The 22228-nt window shown below is 60.8% G+C and carries 13 protein-coding genes; 11 read left to right on the forward strand and 2 right to left on the reverse strand.

Annotation, left to right across the window (positions count from 1 at the left end):
- The first annotated feature begins 104 nt into the window (after window positions 1-104).
- Genes recC through recD form a run of 3 tightly spaced genes read left to right on the forward strand, consistent with a single transcriptional unit; the run spans window position 105 to window position 9330 of the window.
- Window positions 105-3554: an exodeoxyribonuclease V subunit gamma gene (gene recC / locus AC3IUE_RS03530; protein ID WP_489265587.1), complete on the forward strand. Its 3450-nt coding sequence runs from the start codon at window positions 105-107 to the stop codon at window positions 3552-3554.
- A complete protein-coding gene (recB, locus tag AC3IUE_RS03535; protein WP_489265589.1) occupies window positions 3554-7240 on the forward strand; it encodes an exodeoxyribonuclease V subunit beta in 3687 nt (1228 codons plus the stop codon). Before recC ends, recB begins: the two co-directional genes overlap by 1 nt.
- Window positions 7237-9330, forward strand: coding sequence for an exodeoxyribonuclease V subunit alpha (gene recD / locus AC3IUE_RS03540; protein ID WP_489265591.1), 2094 nt, complete (start codon window positions 7237-7239; stop codon window positions 9328-9330). The genes recB and recD overlap by 4 nt, the downstream gene beginning before the upstream one ends.
- On the opposite strand, the gene AC3IUE_RS03545 is transcribed toward recD, so the two are convergent.
- Window positions 9327-10274 carry a LysR family transcriptional regulator gene (locus tag AC3IUE_RS03545; RefSeq protein WP_046045738.1) on the reverse strand — a complete coding sequence of 316 codons (948 nt, stop codon included), beginning with the start codon at window positions 10272-10274 and terminating at the stop codon, window positions 9327-9329. The genes recD and AC3IUE_RS03545 overlap by 4 nt on opposite strands.
- A gap of 163 nt (window positions 10275-10437) precedes the next feature.
- Between AC3IUE_RS03545 and AC3IUE_RS03550 the strand changes: the two genes are divergently transcribed.
- On the forward strand, window positions 10438-11964 hold the full coding sequence (locus AC3IUE_RS03550) for a CoA-acylating methylmalonate-semialdehyde dehydrogenase (protein ID WP_056740943.1): 1527 nt from the start codon (window positions 10438-10440) through the stop codon (window positions 11962-11964).
- Window positions 11965-11974: 10 nt separating this feature from the next.
- Entirely contained in the window at window positions 11975-12862 is an 888-nt protein-coding gene (gene mmsB, locus AC3IUE_RS03555; protein WP_489265593.1) for a 3-hydroxyisobutyrate dehydrogenase, read from the forward strand.
- Between the two features lie 160 nt (window positions 12863-13022).
- Here mmsB and AC3IUE_RS03560 read toward each other — a convergent pair whose 3' ends face one another.
- Window positions 13023-13367, reverse strand: a complete 345-nt coding sequence (locus tag AC3IUE_RS03560; RefSeq protein ID WP_007946320.1) for a cupin domain-containing protein — start codon at window positions 13365-13367, stop codon at window positions 13023-13025.
- A 522-nt stretch (window positions 13368-13889) separates the two neighbouring features.
- Here AC3IUE_RS03560 and AC3IUE_RS03565 point away from each other — a divergent pair.
- From AC3IUE_RS03565 to AC3IUE_RS03590, 6 genes are read left to right on the forward strand one after another with little or no spacing between them, the layout of a single operon-like run.
- Window positions 13890-14459 carry an acyl carrier protein gene (locus tag AC3IUE_RS03565; protein WP_489265595.1) on the forward strand — a complete coding sequence of 190 codons (570 nt, stop codon included), beginning with the start codon at window positions 13890-13892 and terminating at the stop codon, window positions 14457-14459.
- A gap of 8 nt (window positions 14460-14467) precedes the next feature.
- Window positions 14468-15742 (forward strand): beta-ketoacyl-[acyl-carrier-protein] synthase family protein, encoded by a 1275-nt coding sequence (locus tag AC3IUE_RS03570; protein ID WP_489265597.1) that lies wholly within the window; start codon window positions 14468-14470, stop codon window positions 15740-15742.
- Window position 15743: 1 nt separating this feature from the next.
- A complete protein-coding gene (locus AC3IUE_RS03575; RefSeq protein ID WP_489265599.1) occupies window positions 15744-16802 on the forward strand; it encodes a beta-ketoacyl synthase in 1059 nt (352 codons plus the stop codon).
- Window positions 16799-18094: a beta-ketoacyl-[acyl-carrier-protein] synthase family protein gene (locus AC3IUE_RS03580; RefSeq protein ID WP_489265601.1), complete on the forward strand. Its 1296-nt coding sequence runs from the start codon at window positions 16799-16801 to the stop codon at window positions 18092-18094. Before AC3IUE_RS03575 ends, AC3IUE_RS03580 begins: the two co-directional genes overlap by 4 nt.
- Window positions 18091-19299 (forward strand): beta-ketoacyl synthase N-terminal-like domain-containing protein, encoded by a 1209-nt coding sequence (locus tag AC3IUE_RS03585; RefSeq protein ID WP_489265603.1) that lies wholly within the window; start codon window positions 18091-18093, stop codon window positions 19297-19299. The genes AC3IUE_RS03580 and AC3IUE_RS03585 overlap by 4 nt, the downstream gene beginning before the upstream one ends.
- Window positions 19300-19354: 55 nt before the next feature.
- The gene (locus AC3IUE_RS03590; RefSeq protein ID WP_489265605.1) at window positions 19355-22225 is read left to right on the forward strand and encodes an aminotransferase class III-fold pyridoxal phosphate-dependent enzyme; all 2871 of its coding nucleotides are present in this window, start codon (window positions 19355-19357) and stop codon (window positions 22223-22225) included.
- The last annotated feature ends 3 nt before the right edge of the window (window positions 22226-22228 follow it).

The raw sequence follows: 22228 nt of genomic DNA on the forward strand, positions 1-22228 counted from the left end.
GCAGGAAAGTTCTCACAGCAATACCGGACGGCTCCCGGCTGTCACAGTCTCCCGACAATGCTAAGGTTCGGCCCTAGCTTTTGTATTTTCCCAAGGAAGCCTTTATGCCGGACGCGACGTCCCTCAGTGCTGGTTTTATGGTGGTTCACGGCAACCGCCTGGACGAGTTGCGCAGCCTGGTGGTCAGCTGGATGCGGCGTTACCCGCTGGCTCCCTTGGAAAATGAAATTGCCCTGGTACAGAGCAACGGCATCGCCCAATGGCTGAAGCTGGCACTGGCAGAAGACCCTGAAGACGATGACATGGGCGGCTGCGGAATCGCAGCAGCCATCGATGTGCAGTTACCGGGTAGCTTCATGTGGCAGCTCTATCGCATGGTGCTTGGACGTGACGAAATCCCGGTCAAATCCCTGCTCGATAAAGCTCCCTTGACCTGGCGTCTGATGCGTCTGCTTCCGCAGTTGATCAACCAACCGCACTTCGAACCCCTGCAGCGCTTCCTTACGAATGACACAGACTTACGTAAACGCTATCAATTGGCGGAACGACTGGCGGATCTGTTCGACCAATATCAGGTGTACAGGGCCGACTGGCTTGAAGACTGGGCAGAAGGTCGCCATCAATTACGAAATGGCAGAGGTGAAACCAAACCTCTGACCCCGGCTAACTGCTGGCAGGCAGAGTTGTGGCGTGCGCTGTTGCTGGATGTGGGTGAACAAGGCATGGCGCAAAGCCGAGCCGGCGTCCATCAACGGTTTATCGAACGCATCAACAGCCTCGACGTAGCTCCCAGCGGATTGCCTTCACGGGTAATCGTTTTCGGGATTTCTTCTCTGCCCGCTCAAGCCCTGGAAGCACTGGCGGGGCTGGCCCGCTTCAGCCAGGTTCTGCTCTGCGTACACAACCCGTGTCGTCACCATTGGGCGGACATCGTCGCCGATAAAGACCTGTTGCGGCATCAGTACAAACGTCAGGCTCGCAAGAGCGGAATGCCGGTTGTGCTCGACCCGCAAACCCTTCACCAGCATGCCCATCCACTGCTGGCGGCGTGGGGCAAGCAGGGGCGGGACTATATCAATCTGCTCGACAGCTACGACGATCCCAACAGCTACCGCTCGGCATTCCGCGATGGCCGTATCGACCTGTTCAGCGATAGCCAGCCACAGAATATGCTCAATCAATTGCAGGACGACATTCTTGAATTGCGTCCCTTGAACGAGACTCGCGAGCGCTGGCCAGCTGTCGATCCGGCAAAGGACGAGTCGATCCGTTTTCACATTGCCCATAGTGCCCAGCGTGAAGTGGAGATCCTCCACGACCAGTTGCTCGCACGCTTCAGTGCTGATCCGGAATTAAGGCCTCGCGATGTGATCGTGATGGTCCCGGACATCGACAGCTACGCACCGCATATTCGTGCGGTATTTGCGCAGCTTGAACGCCACGATCCGCGTTTCATTCCCTTCACGCTCGCCGATCAAGGCCAGCGTGGTCGTGACCCGTTACTGATTGCTATCGAACATTTGCTCAAGCTGCCCGACAGCCGTTTCCCCGTGAGCGAGATCCTCGATCTGCTGGATGTTCCTGCACTACGTGCTCGCTTCGGTGTAGAGGATCGTGATCTGCCGACTCTGCACCGCTGGATCGAAGGAGCAGGCATCCGCTGGGGCATGAATGCCGAGCAGCGCGCGGGTCTCGGCTTGCCGCAGGAGCTGGAACAAAACAGTTGGCGTTTCGGCCTGCGACGGATGCTGCTCGGTTATGCCGTGGGCAGTGCCAGTGCTTGCGAGGGTATCGAACCCTACGACGAGATCGGTGGTCTGGATGCCGCGCTCATTGGTCCTTTGGTCGCGCTGCTGGATGCATTGGAAATTGCCCACCAGGAACTCTCTCAACCCGCAGCTCCCAAACAATGGGGCTTTCGATTGCACGCACTGGTTCAGTTGTTTTTCCTGGCCAGTAACGAGCATGACGACTACGTGTTGGCCCAACTCGAAGAGCTGCGTGAAACCTGGCTTGAGACGTGCGAGTCAGTAGGCTTGCATGATGAACTGCCGTTGACCGTGGTCCGTGAAGCCTGGCTCGCCGGCCTTGACCAAGGCCGCCTGTCCCAGCGTTTTCTGGCCGGTGCGGTTAACTTCTGCACCTTGATGCCCATGCGAGCGATCCCGTTCAAACTGGTCTGCCTGCTGGGCATGAATGACGGGGACTACCCGCGGGCACAGCCGCCACTGGACTTCGACCTCATGGGCAGTGATTACCGCCCTGGCGATCGCTCCCGACGTGAAGATGACCGCTATCTGCTGTTGGAAGCCCTGTTGTCGGCACGTGACCAACTCTATATCAGCTGGGTCGGTCGCAGCATTCGCGATAACAGTGAACGTCCGGCGTCGGTATTGATTGGCCAATTGCGAGATCATCTGGCCAGCGGTTGGCGACTGCATGATGTCGACGAAGATCTGCTTGAGGCCATCACTCAGGAACATCCACTGCAACCGTTCAGCTCCCGCTACTTCCATGAAGGTGATGAGTTGTTCAGCTACGCGAATGAATGGCAGGTGCTGCATCAAACCAGTGAGCCGTCGACTGATGTTGAGGTACTTGATCCCTACGTTCAGGAGGAGCCGCTGAGTCTCGGTCAACTGCAGGACTTCCTGCGTAATCCTGTGCGGCATTTCTTCAGTCAGCGACTGAAGGTGTACTTCGAATCGGCTGAAGTGCCCTTGGCTGATGAAGAGCCATTTGTACTCGACGCGTTGCAACGTTACAGCCTCAGCGACAGCTTGCTCGAAGCGGCGCTGGGGCATCTGGATAGCACTGATCAGGTACTGGAAGCGCAGGCAAAACGCCTGCAAAACAGTGGGCTTCTGCCTATGGCCGGATTCGGCGAATGCCTTCAGCGAGAGTTGATCGAACCGTTGCCGGATCTGTTGCAGCGTTACCAACAGCTTTTGGCGTTATGGCCAACGCCGCTCACCAACGCTCTGCCAGTGAATCTGGAGTTGCAGGGGCTGCGCCTGGAAGGTTGGCTCAGCGGCCTGCATCAACGTGCGGACGGTGGTTTGCTATCAGTCACTACAATCCCCAACAGCATCGGCTCAATCAAGTCGCGCAAATGGCATCGGCTGACACGACCATGGGTCAATCATCTGGTTGCCTGCGCCAGTGGTATGGCGATGACCACCGCGTTGGTGGCCAGTGACGACAGTCTGCTACTCGGTCCGATGGAGGAGGGTGCAGCGTTGCGGATACTGGGTGACTTGTTAATGGCTTGGCAAACCGGCATGCGTCAACCGCTGCCGATTGCAGTGAAGACCGGCTTCGCATGGCTTGGTCAAACTGATCCGGTCAAAGCCCAGGCCGCCGCCCGCAAGGCGTATGAAGGCGATGGCCTGACCACCGACGGCGAGCGTCGCGAAAGCCCGGCACTCGCACGGCAGTTCGCCGACTTCGACACGCTTGTCGCAGACGAAACGTTCCCGGATTGGTGCAACGCGTTGTACCGGCCGTTGCTTGAAGCGCCTTGGCGTTCATTGAACAGCGAGGAGGCGCGCTGATGAGCACGAAACCTCTGGCCTTGGCATTTCCCCTGCGCGGCAGCCAACTGATCGAAGCGAGCGCCGGGACCGGCAAGACCTTCACCATTTCCGCGCTGTATCTGCGCCTGGTCCTTGGCCACGGCGCAGAGTCGAGTGGCTTCGGACGTGAGCTGTTGCCGCCGCAAATCCTCGTTGTGACGTTCACCGATGCCGCGACCAAAGAATTGCGCGAACGCATCCGCACGCGTCTTGCTGAAGCTGCGCGGTTTTTTCGCGATGAAACACCGGCGCCCGATAGCCTAATCGCGGAGCTTCGTGAGGAGTACCTTCCCGAGCAGTGGTCCGGGTGCGCGAACCGCCTGGACATCGCCGCGCAGTGGATGGACGAGGCGGCAGTTTCAACTATCCACAGTTGGTGTCAGCGTATGTTGCGCGAACACGCGTTCGACAGTGGCAGCCTGTTTACACAAACCCTGGAAACCGATCACAGCGATTTGCTGGGCGAAGTCCTGCGCGATTACTGGCGCCTGTTTTGCTACCCGATGCAAGGCGATGCGCTGAACTGGGTGCGCGGAAATTGGGGCGGTCCAGCGGCTTTACTGCCGCGAGTACGTGGTTTGTTCGCCAGTGAGCGAGACAGTGTTGAAGGTAAAGAGCCTGCCGAGCTGATCACGGAGTGTCTGCAAGAGCGACGGGCAGCCTTGCTCGAACTCAAGATGCCCTGGCGCCAGTGGGCGGACGAATTGCTTGCCATCTGTCACCAGGGTGTTGCGAGCAAGAGTGTCGACGGGCGCAAGATGCAGGCGCGCTATTTCGAGCCCTGGTTCGAAAAGATCAGGGCCTGGGCTGAAGACGAATCCCTTGAGCAACTGGATATTGGCACCGGATTCACGCGCCTGACTCCCGAGGGTATGGCTGAAGCCTGGAAGGGCGAAGCACCCAGTCATCCCGGGCTGGACGCCATGCCCGGCCTCAAGGCCAGTCTCGATGGATTGCCGACACCTGATGCCGCCGTGCTGCAACACGCCGCCCAGTGGGTCGGTACACGGTTCGAGGAAGAAAAGCGTCGCCGTGCGGAGATGGGCTTCGATGACATGTTGCTGCGCCTCGATGCAGCGTTGCAGTCCGATGGCGGTGAGCGGCTAGCGACCCTGATTCGCGAGCAGTTCCCGGTGGCGCTGATCGACGAGTTCCAGGACACCGACCCAGTGCAGTACCGGATCTTCGAGAGCATCTATCGCATCGAAGACAACAATCCCGAATGCGGTCTGTTCCTGATCGGCGACCCCAAGCAAGCGATCTACGCATTCCGCGGTGCCGACATCTACACCTACTTGCGCGCCCGCCAGGCCACCGCTGGCCGATTGCACACCCTGGGTACGAATTTCCGTTCCAGCCATGGCATGGTCAATGCCGTGAACCATGTATTCGAGCGTGCCGAGTCTCGCGAGACCGGGCGAGGCGCGTTCCTGTTTCGTGAAAAGAGCGGTGAGAACCCGGTACCGTTCCTGCCCGTCGAATCCCAAGGGCGCAAAGAAATTCTGCACATTGACGGCCAGGTCGTGCCAGCCCTGAACATTTGGCACCTGTCTGCCGATCAGCCGCTGTCCGGCGCGGTGTACCGACAACAACTCGCCGCTGCCTGCGCCAGTGAAATCACCGCTTTGCTCAACGGCGGGCAACAAGGTCGCGCGGGTTTCATCCAGGACGGCAAGGACTTCAGAGGGCTGCTGCCAGCGGATATCGCGATCCTGGTCCGCGACGGTAAAGAGGCCCAGGCTGTGCGCGGCGAACTCTCCGCGCGTGGCGTGCGCAGCGTCTATCTGTCGGACAAGGACTCGGTGTTCGCCGCCCAGGAAGCCCACGATCTACTGACCTGGCTCAAGGCTTGTGCCGAGCCGGATGTCGAGCGCCCGCTGCGAGCCGCGTTGGCCTGCATCACGCTGAACCTGTCACTGGCTGAACTGGAGCGGCTGAATCAGGACGAACTGGCCTGGGAAGCGCGGGTCATGCAGTTCCGCCATTATCGCGAGCTCTGGCGCAAGCAGGGCGTGTTGCCCATGCTGCGGCGATTGCTGCATGACTTCCAGCTGCCTCAGACATTGATCACGCGCAGTGACGGCGAGCGGGTGCTGACCAATTTGCTGCACTTGTCCGAATTGCTGCAACAAGCGGCCGCCGAACTCGATGGTGAACAAGCGCTGATCCGTCATTTGTCCGAGCATCTGGCGTTGTCCGGTCAGGCCGGCGAAGAGCAGATCCTGCGTCTGGAGAGTGACGAACAACTGGTCAAAGTCGTGACCATTCACAAGTCCAAGGGGCTTGAGTATCCCTTGGTGTTCCTGCCGTTCATTTGCTCGGCGAAACCGGTGGATGGCAGCCGTCTGCCATTGCATTACCACGACGCCACGGGCAAGGCCCAAGTGACCTTGAAGCCGACGGCCGAGTTGATTGTTCAGGCGGATGATGAGCGTCTTGCCGAAGATTTGCGCTTGCTTTACGTGGCCCTGACCCGGGCGCAACACGCCTGCTGGCTCGGAGTGACTGATCTCAAACGCGGCAATAACAACAGCTCGGTGCTGCACCTGTCGGCATTGGGTTATCTGCTGGGCGGCGGAGCGCCATTGGCCGAGTCGGCAGGTTTGAAGCGTTGGCTGGAAGACCTGCAGCAGGACTGTCCTGCGCTGAACTACGGTGAAATGCCTGAAGCGACCGTCGAGCACTACCATCCGCCACACAACGATGCGACGTTGCTTGCTCCGCTGATACCCAAACGCAAGGCCAGCGAAAACTGGTGGATTGCTTCCTACAGTGCCCTGCGCATTGGCGACAGCATGAGCGTGGGCACTGATGAAGCGCCGGAGAGCCCACAAGCGCAAAAGCTCTTCGACGACGAACGCCTCGATCCCCAGGCACCACGAGAAGTGGTGGCCGGCGGTGCTGATATCCATCGATTCCCTCGTGGGCCGAACCCCGGCACCTTTCTCCATGGTTTGCTCGAATGGGCGGGTGATGAGGGTTTTGTCGCCACGCCGCAAACGGTGGAAGATGCCATTGCCCGTCGCTGCAACCGCCGTGGCTGGGAGGGCTGGATCACCGCCCTGAGCGACTGGCTGCAGCATCTGCTTACGTCCCCGCTGCATATCGGCGGCGGGCAGGCCCCCGTGGTATTCGAGCGGCTCACCCAATACCGGGTCGAGATGGAGTTCTGGTTCGCCAGTCATAAGGTCGATGTGCTCAAGCTCGATGAACTGGTGCGTCAATACACCCACAACGGCGTGGCCCGGGTGGCTGCCGAGCCGGTGTTGCTCAATGGCATGTTCAAAGGCTTCATCGACCTGACGTTCGAGCACGACGGCCGCTACTACGTCGCCGACTACAAATCCAACTGGCTGGGCGTCGATGACGCGGCCTATACCGAGCAGGCCATGGAGCAGTCGATTCTCGACAACCGTTACGACCTGCAATACGTGCTGTATCTGTTGGCCTTGCATCGCCAACTCAAGGCGCGACTTGCCGATTACGATTACGACCGCCATGTCGGTGGTGCGCTGTATCTGTTCCTGCGCGGTACGCGTGCGTCCAGTCAGGGCGTGTATTTCGCCCGTCCTCCAAGAGAGCTGATCGAACGTCTGGACCGGCTGTTCCAGGGCAAGCCAGAACCCAAGGCCGAACCCGCCTGGGAACAGGGAGTTTTGCTATGAGTCGCACCTTCGCTGATTTGCTGCCCACTTCGTTGACAGCCGAAAGCCTGGCGGATCTGGCGCCGTTGAGTCGCGCCGATGACTTGCTGCTATTGCTGACACGCTGGGTTGAGCGCGGCTGGCTGCGAGCGCTGGACAAAGCCTTCGTCGCTTTTCTTCATGAGCTCGCTCCCGGCGATGATCCACTGGTGCTGCTGGCCGCCGCGTTGGCCAGCCATCAACTGGGCCACGGTCATGTGTGCCTGGATGTGTTCGAGACGCTCAAGGAACCAGACTTCGCCCTGTCGCTGCCACCGGAAGGTGATGTGCAAAGTGGTGCGATGTTGCTGCCGTCGCAACTGCTTGAGGCGCTGGACGGTGCCCATTGGTGCAAGGTCCTGGCCTCCAGCAGTCTGGTCGCTTTGGCGGTCGACGGTCGCGAGGCGGCGCAGCATCGGCCATTGGTGTTATCGGGCAAACGCCTGTACTTGCGTCGCTACTGGGCTTACGAACGGCGTATCGACACCTCGCTGCGCCAACGCCTGGTGGAACACGAAACCACGCCGGATGATTTGTCCCAACGCCTCACTAGCTTGTTCGGCCCAGCCAAGCCCGGTGAAGTGATTGACTGGCAGAAACTCGCCTGTGCCCTCGCCACCCGCAGCGCATTCAGCATCGTTACCGGTGGCCCGGGGACCGGCAAGACGACGACGGTCGTGCGTTTGCTGGCGTTACTCCAGGCGCCAGCGGTGGAGGCCGGCAAACCGTTGCGCATCCGTCTCGCAGCACCCACCGGCAAGGCTGCAGCCCGACTGACGGAGTCCATCAGTCAGCAGGTCAGAACCCTGGAAGTCGATGAAACCGTACGAGTGAAGATCCCGTCAGACGTCACCACCGTGCACCGTCTGCTCGGCAGTCGTCCCGGTACTCGACACTTCCGTCACCACGCCGGTAATCGCTTGCCGCTGGATGTCTTGGTGGTGGACGAAGCCTCGATGATCGATCTGGAAATGATGGCCAACCTGCTCGATGCGTTGCCGGCCCATGCCCGTCTGGTGCTGCTCGGTGACAAGGACCAACTGGCATCGGTGGAGGCCGGCGCCGTTCTGGGTGACCTGTGCCGCGACGCCGAGGCCGGTTGGTACAGCCCACAGACTCGCCTGTGGCTGCAAGCGGTCAGTGGTGAAAATTTGGATGCCAGCGGTTTGCAGGAAGACACCCAGGGCACTCATCCGCTGGCCCAGCAAGTTGTGATGCTGCGTCATTCACGCCGGTTCGGCGAGGGCAGCGGCATCGGCCAACTGGCTCGTTGGGTCAACCAGCAGCAACCCGAGGAAGCCCGCAAGTTGTTGGCGGCTCGAAGCCATGACGACGTGTTTTCCCTGTCCCTCAAGGGGGAGCAGGACCGGGCGCTCGAACGCTTGCTGCTTGAGGGGCATGGCGATGGACCGCAGGGTTATCGCCATTACCTGAGTCTCTTGCGCAGCCTGCGACCACCGCTCGACAGCACGCTTGATGATCCCTGCTGGACCGATTGGGCCCGGCAGGTGTTGCAAGCCTTCGACGCTTTCCAGCTGTTGTGCGCCGTACGCAAAGGGCCGTGGGGCGTTGAAGGTTTGAATCAACGCGTGACCGCCGCGCTGCTCAAGGCTCGGCTGATCGACAGCGACCAGCAGTGGTACGAAGGTCGGCCAGTGCTGATGACCCGCAACGACTATGGTCTGGGATTGATGAACGGCGACATCGGCATTGCCCTCAAGCTGCCGGAGCGCGAGGGGCCAGAGGTTGGGAAGCAGGTGCTGCGTGTGGCGTTCCCGCGTAATGATGGTCAGGGCGGCGTACGTTTTGTTCTGCCGAGCCGGCTCAATGATGTCGAAACCGTGTACGCCATGACGGTGCACAAATCCCAGGGCTCGGAATTTGCCCATACGGCGTTGATTCTGCCGGATGCCCTGAACCCAGTACTCACCAAGGAATTGATCTATACCGGAATTACCCGGGCGAAAAACTGGTTCACCCTGATCGAGCCGCGTCCCGGCGTATTCGAAGAGGCGGTGCGGCGCAAGGTCAAGCGCTTGAGCGGGTTGATGCTGGAGTTGGGCGCCGACTAATCGGCGAACAGCATCTCCCGACTTTCACCCATCAACAGCCCCTGATTCTTCTCGGTGACCGCGCGGATGTAATCCCACAGCAGAGTGATCCGCTTGAGTTTGCGCAGGTCCTCGCGGCAGTACATCCAGAACTGTCGAGTGATGTTGATCTCCTCCGGCAACACCGGCAGTAACCGCGGATCCTGGGCCGCCAGGAAGCACGGCAGAATCGCCAGCGACCGCCCTTGCTGCGCGGCCACGAATTGCGCGATCACGCTGGTGCTGCGCAGGTTGGCACTGGCACCGGGCAACACATTCGCCAGGTACAGCAGCTCCGAACTGAACGCCAGATCGTCGACGTAACTAATGAATGAATGTTTACCCAAGTCAGCCGGGCGGCGGATCGGTGGGTGCTTGTCGAGATAATCCTGCGTCGCGTAGAGCTGTAATTTGTAGTCGCAGAGTTTGCAGCAGACGTACGGACCATGCTCCGGGCGCTCCAACGCGATGACGATGTCCGCCTCGCGCTTGGACAGGCTGATGAAGTGCGGCAGCGGCAGGATGTCCACGGAGATTGCCGGGTAGGCGTCGACGAAATGGCTCAGCTGCGGGGTGATGAAAAAGCTGCCGAAGCCTTCGGTGCAGCCCATGCGCACATGCCCCGACAAGGCCACGCCAGAACCTGACACCTGTTCGCAGGCCATGTGCAGCGTGCTTTCAATCGACTCGGCGTAACCGAGCAGCCGCTGGCCTTCGGCGGTCAGGACAAAACCGCTGGTCCGGGATTTCTCGAACAGCAAAGTGCCCAACGCCGCTTCCAGCGAGCTGATGCGCCGCGACACGGTGGTGTAGTCGACCGCCAGGCGCTTGGCTGCGGTGCTGGCCTTGCGGGTGCGGGCGACTTCAAGGAAAAACTTGAGGTCATCCCAGTTCAACGAGCCTAGAGACGTGATGTTTTTTTGCATGATGGACCGGCTTTTATGTGCGTTCTTATTAGAAGTTTGCACATCTATACTCCAAAAACAGTCCGACAACCAATTCGCGACACACGTCTCATCTCAAGGCGACTTTCTCGCCTTGGCTCCACAGATAGCTCTCTAAATAAGAACAACGTCCCGGAGACCCAACATGAACGCATCGCTCACGCCAAACGAAACCACTGTCCAAACGGTAAAGCTGTTGATCGACGGCGAGTGGGTCGAGTCCCAGACCACCGAGTGGCACGACATCGTCAACCCGGCGACCCAGCAAGTGCTGGCGAAAGTGCCGTTCGCGACCGCTCAGGAAGTGGACGCTGCGATCAGCGCCGCCCATCGCGCCTTCCAGACCTGGAAGCTGACGCCGATCGGCGCGCGGATGCGCATCATGCTCAAGCTCCAGGCGTTGATTCGCGAACACTCCAAGCGCATTGCCGTGGTGCTCAGCAACGAGCAAGGCAAAACCATCGCTGACGCTGAAGGCGATATCTTCCGCGGCCTGGAAGTGGTCGAACACGCCTGCTCCATCGGCAGCCTGCAAATGGGCGAGTTCGCCGAAAACGTTGCTGGCGGCGTCGATACCTACACCCTGCGTCAACCAATCGGCGTTTGCGCCGGCATTACCCCGTTCAACTTCCCGGCGATGATTCCGCTGTGGATGTTCCCGATGGCCATCGCCTGCGGCAACACCTTCGTGCTCAAGCCGTCCGAACAGGACCCGATGTCGACCATGATGCTGGTGGAACTGGCGATCGAGGCCGGCGTTCCAGCGGGCGTGCTCAACGTCGTTCATGGCGGTAAAGACGTGGTGGATGCGCTCTGCACCCACAAGGACATCAAGGCTGTTTCCTTCGTCGGTTCGACCGCCGTCGGCACTCACGTCTATGACCTGGCCGGTAAACACGGCAAGCGCGTGCAATCGATGATGGGCGCGAAGAACCACGCCGTTGTGCTGGCGGATGCCAACCGCGAACAAGCTCTCAATGCGCTGGTCGGTGCCGGTTTCGGTGCGGCCGGGCAACGCTGCATGGCCACATCCGTCGTGGTGCTGGTGGGCGCGGCCAAACAATGGCTGCCTGACCTGAAGGCGCTGGCGCAGAAACTCAAAGTGAATGCCGGCAGCGAGCCGGGCACTGATGTGGGTCCGGTGATTTCCAAAAAGGCCAAGGCGCGGATTCTGGATCTGATCGAGAGCGGCATCAAGGAAGGCGCCAAGCTGGAACTGGATGGTCGCGATATCACGGTTCCAGGCTTCGAGAAGGGCAACTTTGTCGGCCCGACCCTGTTCTCCGGCGTAACCCCCGAGATGCAGATCTACACCCAGGAAATCTTCGGTCCGGTGCTGGTGGTCCTTGAAGTCGATACGCTCGATGAGGCCATCGCACTGGTCAACGCCAACCCGTTCGGCAACGGCACTGGCCTGTTCACCCAAAGCGGTGCGGCGGCGCGTAAATTCCAGACTGAAATCGACGTTGGTCAGGTCGGCATCAACATCCCGATTCCGGTGCCGGTTCCGTTCTTCAGCTTCACCGGTTCGCGCGGGTCCAAGCTCGGCGACCTCGGTCCGTATGGCAAGCAAGTGGTGCAGTTCTACACTCAGACCAAGACTGTCACCAGTCGCTGGTTCGATGACAACAGCGTCAACGACGGTGTGAACACCACCATTAACTTGCGTTAAGGAGCCGGACATGAAAATCGCTTTTATCGGTCTCGGCAACATGGGCGCGCCGATGGCGCGCAACCTGATCAAGGCTGGCCATGCACTGAACCTGGTCGACCTGAACAAAACCGTTCTGGCAGAGCTGGAGCAACTGGGCGGCAGCATCAGCGCTTCGGCGCGTGAAGCGGCTCAAGGCGCAGAGCTGGTGATCACCATGCTGCCCGCCGCTGTGCATGTGCGCAGCGTGTGGCTGGGTGAAGACGGCGTGCTGGCAGGTATCGCCAAGGGCGTGCCGGCAGTCGATTGCAGCACCATCGATCCGCAGACGGCGCGTGATGTTGCCGCGGCGGCGGCCAAGCAAGGCGTGGCCATGGCGGATGCGCCGGTCTCCGGTGGTACTGGTGGTGCTGCGGCCGGGACGCTGACCTTTATGGTCGGCGCCACGCCTGAACTGTTCGCCACCCTGCAACCGGTATTGGCGCAGATGGGCCGCAACATCGTCCATTGCGGCGAAGTCGGCACCGGGCAAATTGCCAAGATCTGCAACAACCTGCTGCTGGCGATCTCCATGGTCGGTGTCAGCGAAGCCATGGCGCTGGGCGATGCGCTCGGCATCGACACAACAGTGTTGGCGGGAATCATCAACAGTTCCACCGGCCGTTGCTGGAGTTCCGAGATGTACAACCCGTGGCCAGGCATCGTCGAAACGGCGCCGGCCTCGCGCGGCTACACCGGCGGTTTCGGTGCCGAACTGATGCTCAAGGATCTGGGGCTGGCTACTGAGGCGGCACGTCAGGCGCACCAACCGGTGGTGCTCGGCGCGGTGGCTCAGCAGTTGTATCAGGCGATGAGCCAGCGTGGGGAAGGTGGCAAGGACTTCTCGGCGATCATCAACAGCTATCGCAAACCGCAATAAAACCTGTGGGAGCGAGCCTGCTCGCGAAGGGGCCGGCACAGTCAACATCGGCGTTGACTGATCCACCGCTTTCGCGAGCAGGCTCGCTCCCACAGTTACTGTATGTGCTGATATTTATTTACCGGGAAATCACGTCGGGTGATCTCCCGGTTTTTTTGCATCAGGCAAACACGAAATACTTGCGCACGGTTTCAACCACTTCCCACGTGCCTTTCATGCCCGGCTCGATGACGAAAATATCACCGGCGCGCAGATGGATCGGCTCCTTTCCCTCTGGGGTGATGATGCAGTACCCCTCGCGGAAATCGCAGTATTCCCACTTCACGTATTCCACATACCACTTGCCCGGCGTGCAGATCCAAGTGCCCATGATTTTGCTGCCGTCTTCGCTGGTGTAGGCGTTGAGGTTGACGGTGTGCGGGTCGCCTTCGAGTTTTTCCCATTTGCAGGCGTCGAGCACCGGCAGTGGGTGAGTATCGCGAAGAACGGTAATAGGTGCGGTCATGTGGACTCCGGGGCTGTGGACTAGAGAACTGAAGTCGCACCCTATAGCGCCCGTCCACCGGTCAGTTGTCTGTGCTCGACACTCAGTTACCCAGAAGCGCTGTGCCGGTTTGCCCGGATCGGCGTGCCAACCATTTAACGGCTGTGCACATATAGAACAATGGTTATGAAGTTATAACTAATTTACTTGTCCGGTTTTTATTATTTGTACGTCCGTGCTGTAAGCCAGAAGTTAGTACTTTTAGCGCCTCCCTATTTAACCGGCGATACAGTGCGTGCCCCCACCATACGCAGCCTTTGTTAAGTAAATATGTCGACTGGCGCGAGGCTTTGCACCAATCGAGCACGGTGCGCAGGCCCATTCGGATGACGGTCTGGAAGTTGTTAAAAAACTTTAAAGAGTTCGTTGACTCTCCCCTTAAGGGCAGAGTTTAGATTCCTGCCGCGTGAGAAGTTGCTGTGGGAATAGTTACTTTCCGCATACGGAATTTATGAAGCAATCACCGCATATAGGGAGATAGAGATGAACAATCCATTGGAGTTGGAACACGTCATTGCCAGCACCCGCGAGACCCTCGCGCAACTGTTGGTGATGAGCGCCGATGATATCGATGAGAACAGCAGTATCGTCGAAGACCTCAGCGCTGATTCGCTGGACATCGTCGACCTGAGCTTTCAACTGGGCCGTCAGTATGGCTGCACCTTGCCCAAAACCAGCGTGCTGGATCATGCCGTCGCCGTCTGCGGCGACGCGAGCGAGTTCCTGGCCAGCGGTCGCATCACCGAAAACGGCAAGACCTTGCTTGAACAGAGCCTGAGCGCCTACTCCCCGGATCAACTCAAGTCCGGTATGCAGCCGGCGCAGGTATTTGCCGCCACCACCGTGCGCAACTGGGCACAACAGTGCCGCAACCTCTTCAACTATCTGCCGCAAAACTGCCCCGATTGCGGTGCCCATCAAGCCGTGCTGAACGAACGTCAGCAAGTGGTCTGTGGCGCTTGCAGTGCGCGGCTGGCGCCTGCCGACGGTGACGAGGTTTCGCGCCGACTGGTGGAGCAGTTTGTGGCCACTCAGCTCAAAGAGACGGTGTAGGAGTTCTCATGCGGACACGAGAAGTCTATGTGACCGGATTCGGTCTGGTGGCGCCGATGGCGTTGGACGCCGCCACGTTGTTCGAGCGGATCTGCCAGAAGCAGTCCTGTGTTCGCGAACATCCACGGTTCAAGGCATTGGGTTTCAACAACAGCGCTGCCGGGTTTATCGACGACGACCAGTGGCAGCAGATCGCCGCTGGTTTCGCCGGCAATGCTGCGCTGCATCCGCGGCAAAGCGTGCTGGCCGAATTTGTCGCCCGGCAAGCCACGCAGCATGCCGGCCTGACCCCCGCAGATTTTGCTCATGCCCGCAGCGGTCTGTTCCTGGGGGCCAACAAATACTGCGCGGACAGTCACGATTTGCACCGGGCCAGTCGCTGCATGGATGAGGCAGGTCGTGTCGATCTGGATCAACTGCTGGATAACCCTGCGGCGTCGAGCGCGGTTTTCGGGCGCCGGGTCGATCAACAGACCCTGCACCTGGCCGAGCGGCTCGGTATCCGCGATCACATCTCGACCCATTCCGATGCCTGCGCCGCCGGCACCATGGCGATTGGCAGCGCCTACCGGGCGATCGAGCGCGGCGAAATTGACCTGGCCATTTGCGGTGCCGTCGAGCTGATGGCCAACGAATTGCCCTATTACATGTTCAACAGCCTCGGCGCGCTGTGCCAGGCCGACCTGCCAGCCACTGAGCAGAGCCGCCCGTTCATGCCGGACCGCAGCGGCTTCGTGATCAGCGAGGGCGCGGCCATGGTCATTCTCGAATCCGCCGAACATGCGCAGCGTCGCAAGGCCACGCCAGTGGGGCGAGTGCTGGGTTACGCGAATCTGTGCGAGGCCCAAAAAATGACCTCCAGCAGCCGGGATGGCAGCAAATACGAGGAATGCATGGAAGCTGCAATCGAGGACGCCGGGCTGCTCAGCAGTGCCGTGCAACACGTCAATACTCACGGAACCTCCACCCAGGCCAATGACAGCTGTGAGGCCTTGGCTTTGCAGCGGGTGTTCGGCGAGTGCCAGGAACACGTGACGTTCACCGCTAACAAATCGGCCATCGGTCATTCTTTGGCGAGCAGTGGTGCAATTGAAACGGTGCTGTCGCTGATCAGCCTGCGCGACGGTGTGCTGTTGCCGACCCTGAATTACGATCATGACCGCGCCGAATACCCTTCTCTGACATTTCTCAGCGAGCCGATACGCCAGTCGATCAACGTGGTGATGTCCAACTCGTTCGGTTTCGGCGGCGTCAACAGCTCGCTGGTTCTGGGGAGGGCATGACATGAGCATTGCCGTTTACATCCATTCGGCGGCGGTGTTGAACGCCGCCGGCAGCGAATGTGCCGACCTGCTCGGGACGCCCCCCACTGCGCAACCATTGGCATTCGACGCGACGCGTCAGGCTTTTGCGCTGGCGACACCGCGCCTGGTCAGCGATCTGTTCGACCGTAAGATCCAGCGCAGCGTCGAACCACAAGGCTTGCGACTGTTGCATTGCGTGGCACGCCTGGCGCCCGCGCTGGTGGCCCTGCAACGGCCACCAGCGCGGATTGCCCTGACGGCGGCCATTCCTGAAGTCGACGCACCAAGCCCTTGCTGGGATGCGGTGCAAGCGATCGGTGAACAGCCGGAAAAACCGCTGGCGCAACTGTTGGCCAACACACCGCCGCTGCATGCCTTGACGCTGCTCAACAGCAGCGTGATGGCCTACGTGGCAGAAGCGTTGCAATGCCATGGACCGATGGGCGGGTTCTGTTCCCAGGACAACGCCGGGCTCGATGCCCTGATCGAAGCCTGCCAGCAGATTGTCGAGCAACGCGCCGACGCCGCGCTGGTGGTCAGCAGCAGTCCGAACCTGACGCCAGCCCTGTATCTGCGTGAACCCCATCAGGCAGGCGAGGTGATTTATGGCGAGGGCGCCGCCGCTCTGCTGATCAACTCGGCACCGCCACGCAACACTGCGCACGCCCTGCGCATTGCCGGGTTCGCCCGGGGCTATAGCGCTGATCCACAACGTGGTGCAGCGGTTGCGCGGCGGGTAATCGACCAGGCACTTAGCCTGGAAAAATTGTGCCTTGGTGACGTCGAGCAGATCGTCGCCAATCCAGAAGATCCGCAACTGAAGAGCCTGTTCGCCGAGCATCCACGGGGCGTTCGCAGCATCCATTCCATGACCGGCGAACTTGGTGCCAGCGCCTTGCTGACCGAGATTGCGCTGGCCTTGCACCACAACCTCGACGCCTCGGCGACACCGGGCTACACGCTGTTTGTCAGCCATAGCCGCGCCGGTCATTGGGGCGCCTTGCTCCTGGCCAGTGAAACCATGGAGAAGCACACATGAGTGCGACACGGATTGTGATCACCGGCATGGGCGCCGTGACCGGGTTCGGTTTCGAATGGCAGACCCTCTGGGAAAAAATGCTCGGCGCCGAACATTGTGTGCGTCCATGGCAGCCCGACGGGGTAGAGGACGGCACATTCCCGGTGCGCTACGCCGCGGCTGTGGACATGAGCCTGTTGCCCGAGGCCTTGCGGGACCATCCGGCCTGGACCGTGGCGCTGGAAAAACGCAGCCGCTTCGGCTGGGTGGCCGCCACCCAGGCGGTGACCGACAGTGGACTCGCGCCTGAGCAGCTGCGTGAAGCCGCCGTGCTCTGCGCCTCGGGTGCCCCCCAGCACATGTTGGCGGACATGCTGCTGACCCAGGCACCGGATGGCCGCGCCCCGGGCTGGCAACACTTGATGCCCCGTGCCGGACAGGTCAATGCCGAGGGCTCGCTGCGCCAGGGCAATGATCGACTGGCGCGGGTGATTGCCGACGGCTTGGGCTGTGAAGGGCCCGTGATCAACATCAGCAGCGCGTGCGCCGGAGCCTCCCAGGCCATCGGCAATGCCTTTCAGATGATTCGTCGCGGTGAAGTGAGCGTGGCGATCGCCGGTGGCGCCGATTCGGTGCTGAACCTCGACACCATGGCCGCGCTGTACCTGCTCGGCGCGGCATCGAGCGAACAGCGCTGGGGCGTTGATCTGTGCCGGCCGTTCGACCGTGATCGCAGTGGCTTGATTGCCGGCGAGGGCGGCGGTTTCGTGGTGCTGGAAAGCCTTGAACATGCGCTGGCGCGAGGGGCGACGCCGTATGCCGAAGTGCTTGGCTTCGGCAGCAGCCTGGACGCCTACAAAGTCACGGCCCCGCAACCCGAAGGCCGGGGCGCGGCGCTGGCGATGCAAGCTGCGCTGGACGACGCCGGCCTGCGTGCGCGACAGATCGATCTGATCAATGCCCATGGCACGTCGACGCCGCTCAATGACGTCGCGGAAACCCTGGCAATCAAAAGTGTGTTCGCCGAACACAAGCACTACCGGTCCTTGGCCGTCAGCGCCAACAAATCACAGTTCGGGCACTTGATTGCTGCCGCCGGGGCGCCCGAATGCATGGTCACGGCGCTGGCGTGCCTGAACGATCTGGTCACACCTACGGTGAACCTGCATGACGTCGATGAACAGTGCGACCTGGACTATTGCCCCGGGCAAGCGGTCAGCCGCCGAGTGGATTTTGCCTTGAGCAACTCCTTCGGTTTCGGCGGCCTCAACACCTCGTTGGCCCTTGGTAAATATCGGGAGTACGGACAATGACTGGCGCTACTGTGCGTGTTGCCATCGCCGGCAGCGGTTGCGTATTGCCCAATGGCTGGGGCGTGCAACGCTTCTGCTCGGCGGCCAGTGAAGCCCGCAGCGGCATCGCCGTGCTGCAGTCGAAACTGTTTCACAGTGAACGCGTGACGGCCTTCGGACATGTCGGCGATGAAGACCATCAACGCAGTCGTCAGGACGTGGCCCAGAACCTCCAGCGTTACTGCCCGCCGGCCGTGATCTGGGGTGTCAGCGCGGTGCGCCAGGCCTTGGCCGAGGCCGGGCTTGAACCGGGCGACGACGGTCTGCGCTACGGTCTCTATTGCTGTCAGGGCGGTTACACCCATCCGTCGTTGGCGGCCTATGGCGAATTGCTTCACGAGTGCCGCGATGAGACCGGTGCCGACATGCGGCGTCTCGCTCGACAGGTGTTGCAGGAGCGTGCGCTCGACCCGTTCCTGGTACTCAAAAGCCTGAGCAACGGCTTGCTTGGGATTGTCAGCCTGGCGCTGAAGCTGGAGTGCGAGTGCAACGCCTACATGCAAGGCGTGGCCGGCAACCTGGCGGCATTGCGCGAGGCGTGCGCGGCGTTGCAAAGCGGTCGTATCGATGCAGCGATTGTGGTCGGCGCCGGCAGTGAACTTGATCCGTTGTCACTGGCCGCACTGGCCGAGGCCGGCGTGATCAGCACCGACGGTTCGCAAACCTTGCGTGCATTCGATCGCCAAGGCACGGGCGGAATAGCCGGTGAGGGGGCGGCGGCGTTGATTCTGCGCCGGGCCGACGACCTGCCGGACGGGCCGCAGACCTGCCTGTCGGCGCTCTTCGCCCATCCGCACCTGGGCTCGTTGAACCTGCCGGACAAACAGGTCGATCTGTTGGTCAGCAGCGCCAGCGGTGATCCGCACAAGGACGCCGACCTGGCCCGCACGCTGGCCCGCACCGGTGCCGCGCACATCACCAGTGCCGTGCCGGTGACCGGCATTCTCAGCGGCGCACCGAGCCTGGTCGACCTGATCCTGGCCCGCCATGCACTGCATGCCCAACGCGTGCCGCCGATCATCGGATTGCAGCAACCGGTGGATCCGCACCTGCCGTTTGTGCTCGGCGTGGGACGGGACGCGGTGCTGCGCGACTGCCTGATCATCAATCGCGACGACAACGGTTTCAGCGCCTGTTACCAGCTCGATTATCAGGCGGCCGACTAGCCGTTTTGAACGCATTGAATCGCTTCTATTTTTCTAATCAAGGGATATGACTGTCATGGATTACCGCGATTACGTACGGCCCAAATTCGTTGAACTGATGCAGGCCCTGGGCCTGGAGTGCCAGTTCCACCGGGCGCTGGGCAGCAAGCTGTTTTACCGCGACAAACAGGGCAGCGAGGTGACCGTCACCGACTTTCTCGGCGGTTACGGCGCCGCGTTGTTTGGCCACAATGACCCGCAGTTCGTTGATCAACTCTGCGGCCTGTTGCGCGCCGATGTGCCGTTCAATGCGCAGATGTCCGTGCGGGGTGCGGCCGGTATGCTGGGGCGCGAACTCAGCGAGGCGTTCAACCGTGAGTTGAACAACACCGAGCGCTACATTTCGACCTTCTCCAACAGTGGCGCCGAGTCGGTGGAAATCGCCGTCAAGCACGCCGAATACCGTCGCCAGAAAACCTTGCAAAAGCAGTTCGACGAACGGGATTTTGCCCTGGCCAAATTGACTGCCAGCGACAAGGCTTATGTTGAACTGGACGTCGACGACCTCGACCTGCCCGCCGGGTTGCTACCGGATAATCTGTCATACGTGACCGTGCGCCAGGTGGTGGAAGCGGTGCGTCAACACAACCTTGCGCAGTTGCATGTCGAGCCGGTATTCGTCGCCCTGCGCGGCAGCTTCCACGGCAAGTTGGTGAACACCGTCCAGCTGACTTACGGCAAACAGTACCGTCAGCCGTTCGCTCGTTTTGGTCTCAACGTCGAGTTCATCGATCCGCAGCAACCCCAGCAACTCCAGGACTTGCCGGCCCGACATACGCGGCATTGGCTGGGCCTGGAATGGAGCGGTGAGACATTGCGGGTGCGCCGTGAAGCTTTCAGCGCGATCACCGCGGTGTTGCTGGAGCCGATCCAGGGCGAGGGTGGCATCAACGAGTTCGCCAGCGAGTTCTACCTGGGCCTGCGTCGCTTGTGCAACGAGCAGCAATGCCCACTGATCATCGACGAAGTGCAATCGGGTTTCGGCCGCACCGGCACGTTGCTTGGCGCCAGCCATTTCAACTTGCAGGGCGATTACTACTGCCTGTCCAAAGCGTTGGGCGGTGGCCTGATGAAAATTGCTGCGACCGTCATCCGCGCCAGCCACTACGAAACCGATTTCAGCTACATCCACAGCTCGACCTTCGCCGAAGACGATGCCTCGTGCCATATCGCCCTGTCGGCGTTGCGCCGCTTGTTCGAGAACGACAGCGCGATGCTCAAGGACGTGAGCAGGAAAGGCGAATACCTCAAGTCGTCGTTGCTCGAACTCAAAGCCGCGTACCCGGACGTGATTGCCGATGTGCGTGGCCGCGGGTTGTTGCTGGGGTTCGAACTGCACGACCTGACCGGCACCAGTTCACTGGTCCAGGCATCGGCGCAGTACAACGATGCGCTGGGTTACATCATCGCCGGCTACCTGCTGCAATTCGAATCGCTGCGAGTCGCGCCGTCGGGGAGCAACGCCAACGTGATCCGCCTGGAGCCGCCGGTGTGCATCACCTTTGAGGAAATCGACGGTTTGATTGGCTCGTTGCAAAAGGTCTGCGACATGCTGCGTCGCCGTGATGCCTTTCCGCTGGCGGCCGGGGTGTGTGCCGACAGCATCCGCGAGGTGCCGGCACGCGAGGTGAGCTTCAAGGCGCTTGAAAACCTCCCAAAGCCTGACGAGAACGTTCGCGTGGTGGCACGTGTGGCGTTCGTCAATCACCTGATCGATTCGGACATGCTCAGTGACGTCGACCCGTCGCTGTCCACCCTAAGCGCCGAACAGAAGCGCGAGTTCATCAAGCGCATGGCTCCGGAGCGGCGTGCCGCGCCGATCGGACCGGTGCTGATTCGCTCCAAACTCGGCACCGCCGTGGAGTTCACCCTGTACCCGTTGTGCATGGACTCCGATGCCATGGCCGCGTACATCGCCAGTGGCGACTTGGACACCATCCGCGACGAAGTCGGTAATCGCATCCGTGATGCCCGTGCCGATGGCTACAGCGTGGCCGGCCTGGGCATGTACACCTCGATCGTCACCAACAATTGTCAGGCGCTGAAAATCCCCGACATGGCGCTGACCTCCGGCAACGCGCTGACCATTGGCATGGGCCTCGAAGCGATCGAGCAAGGCTGCAAACAGCAAGGCCTGGAACTGAGCCAGCAGACGGCGGCGGTGGTCGGTGCTGCCGGCAACATTGCCTCGACGTACGCCTCGTTGCTGTCCACCAGCGTCGAACACTTGATCCTCATCGGTAGCGGTCGCGACGGTTCCTTGCGGCGTCTGGAGAAGACCGCCCAACTGATTTACGCCGAGGCCGCCCGCGCGATTCTCAAGGGCGTCGCCGAACACGACCGCCTCGCCAGCCGTTTGCAGAAGCTCGACGGCATCGACGCTTTGTTGCAGGCCCACGGTGCCGGCGCCGACCTCGGTCTGCGGGTGCAGCGTCTGGTCGAAGAGCGCCTGGGTGCGAATGCGTTCATCACCGTCAGCAATGACCTTGATGTGGTGAAACAGGCACGCATCGTCCTCTGTGCAGCGAACGCTCCACAACCGTTTCTCGGCGCCGGACACTTCGCCGAAAACAGCGTGATCTGCGACATCGCGGTGCCGCTGAACGTCGATCAGAACCTCTTCAGCCAACGGGCCGACGTGTTGTACATGCACGGCGGGATTGTCCAGACCCCGCTGGGCGATGGCCTGATCCGCAACGTGCGCGCCTACCTCAAGCAAGGTCAGCTGTACGCTTGCATGGCGGAGTCGGTGTTGATGGGCTTGTCCGGGATGAAACAGCACTACTCCTACGGCGATATCAGCCGCGAACAAGTGCAGCAGATTCGTGCCCTGGCCGCGACCCACGGCTTCAGCCTCGCGCAGTTCAAGACTGACAACTCACTCTAAGGA

Source organism: Pseudomonas sp. GL_093 (assembly GCF_057837605.1).

Coding starts and splice junctions, on each gene's coding strand:
- mmsB (WP_489265593.1), top strand. CDS start 11,975: ATGAAAATCGCTTTTATCGGTCTCGGCAACATGGGCGCGCCGATGGCG.
- AC3IUE_RS03570 (WP_489265597.1), top strand. CDS start 14,468: ATGCGGACACGAGAAGTCTATGTGACCGGATTCGGTCTGGTGGCGCCG.
- AC3IUE_RS03550 (WP_056740943.1), top strand. CDS start 10,438: ATGAACGCATCGCTCACGCCAAACGAAACCACTGTCCAAACGGTAAAG.
- AC3IUE_RS03585 (WP_489265603.1), top strand. CDS start 18,091: ATGACTGGCGCTACTGTGCGTGTTGCCATCGCCGGCAGCGGTTGCGTA.
- AC3IUE_RS03560 (WP_007946320.1), bottom strand. CDS start 13,367: ATGACCGCACCTATTACCGTTCTTCGCGATACTCACCCACTGCCGGTG.
- AC3IUE_RS03565 (WP_489265595.1), top strand. CDS start 13,890: ATGAACAATCCATTGGAGTTGGAACACGTCATTGCCAGCACCCGCGAG.
- AC3IUE_RS03575 (WP_489265599.1), top strand. CDS start 15,744: ATGAGCATTGCCGTTTACATCCATTCGGCGGCGGTGTTGAACGCCGCC.
- AC3IUE_RS03590 (WP_489265605.1), top strand. CDS start 19,355: ATGGATTACCGCGATTACGTACGGCCCAAATTCGTTGAACTGATGCAG.
- recB (WP_489265589.1), top strand. CDS start 3,554: ATGAGCACGAAACCTCTGGCCTTGGCATTTCCCCTGCGCGGCAGCCAA.
- AC3IUE_RS03580 (WP_489265601.1), top strand. CDS start 16,799: ATGAGTGCGACACGGATTGTGATCACCGGCATGGGCGCCGTGACCGGG.
- recD (WP_489265591.1), top strand. CDS start 7,237: ATGAGTCGCACCTTCGCTGATTTGCTGCCCACTTCGTTGACAGCCGAA.
- recC (WP_489265587.1), top strand. CDS start 105: ATGCCGGACGCGACGTCCCTCAGTGCTGGTTTTATGGTGGTTCACGGC.
- AC3IUE_RS03545 (WP_046045738.1), bottom strand. CDS start 10,274: ATGCAAAAAAACATCACGTCTCTAGGCTCGTTGAACTGGGATGACCTC.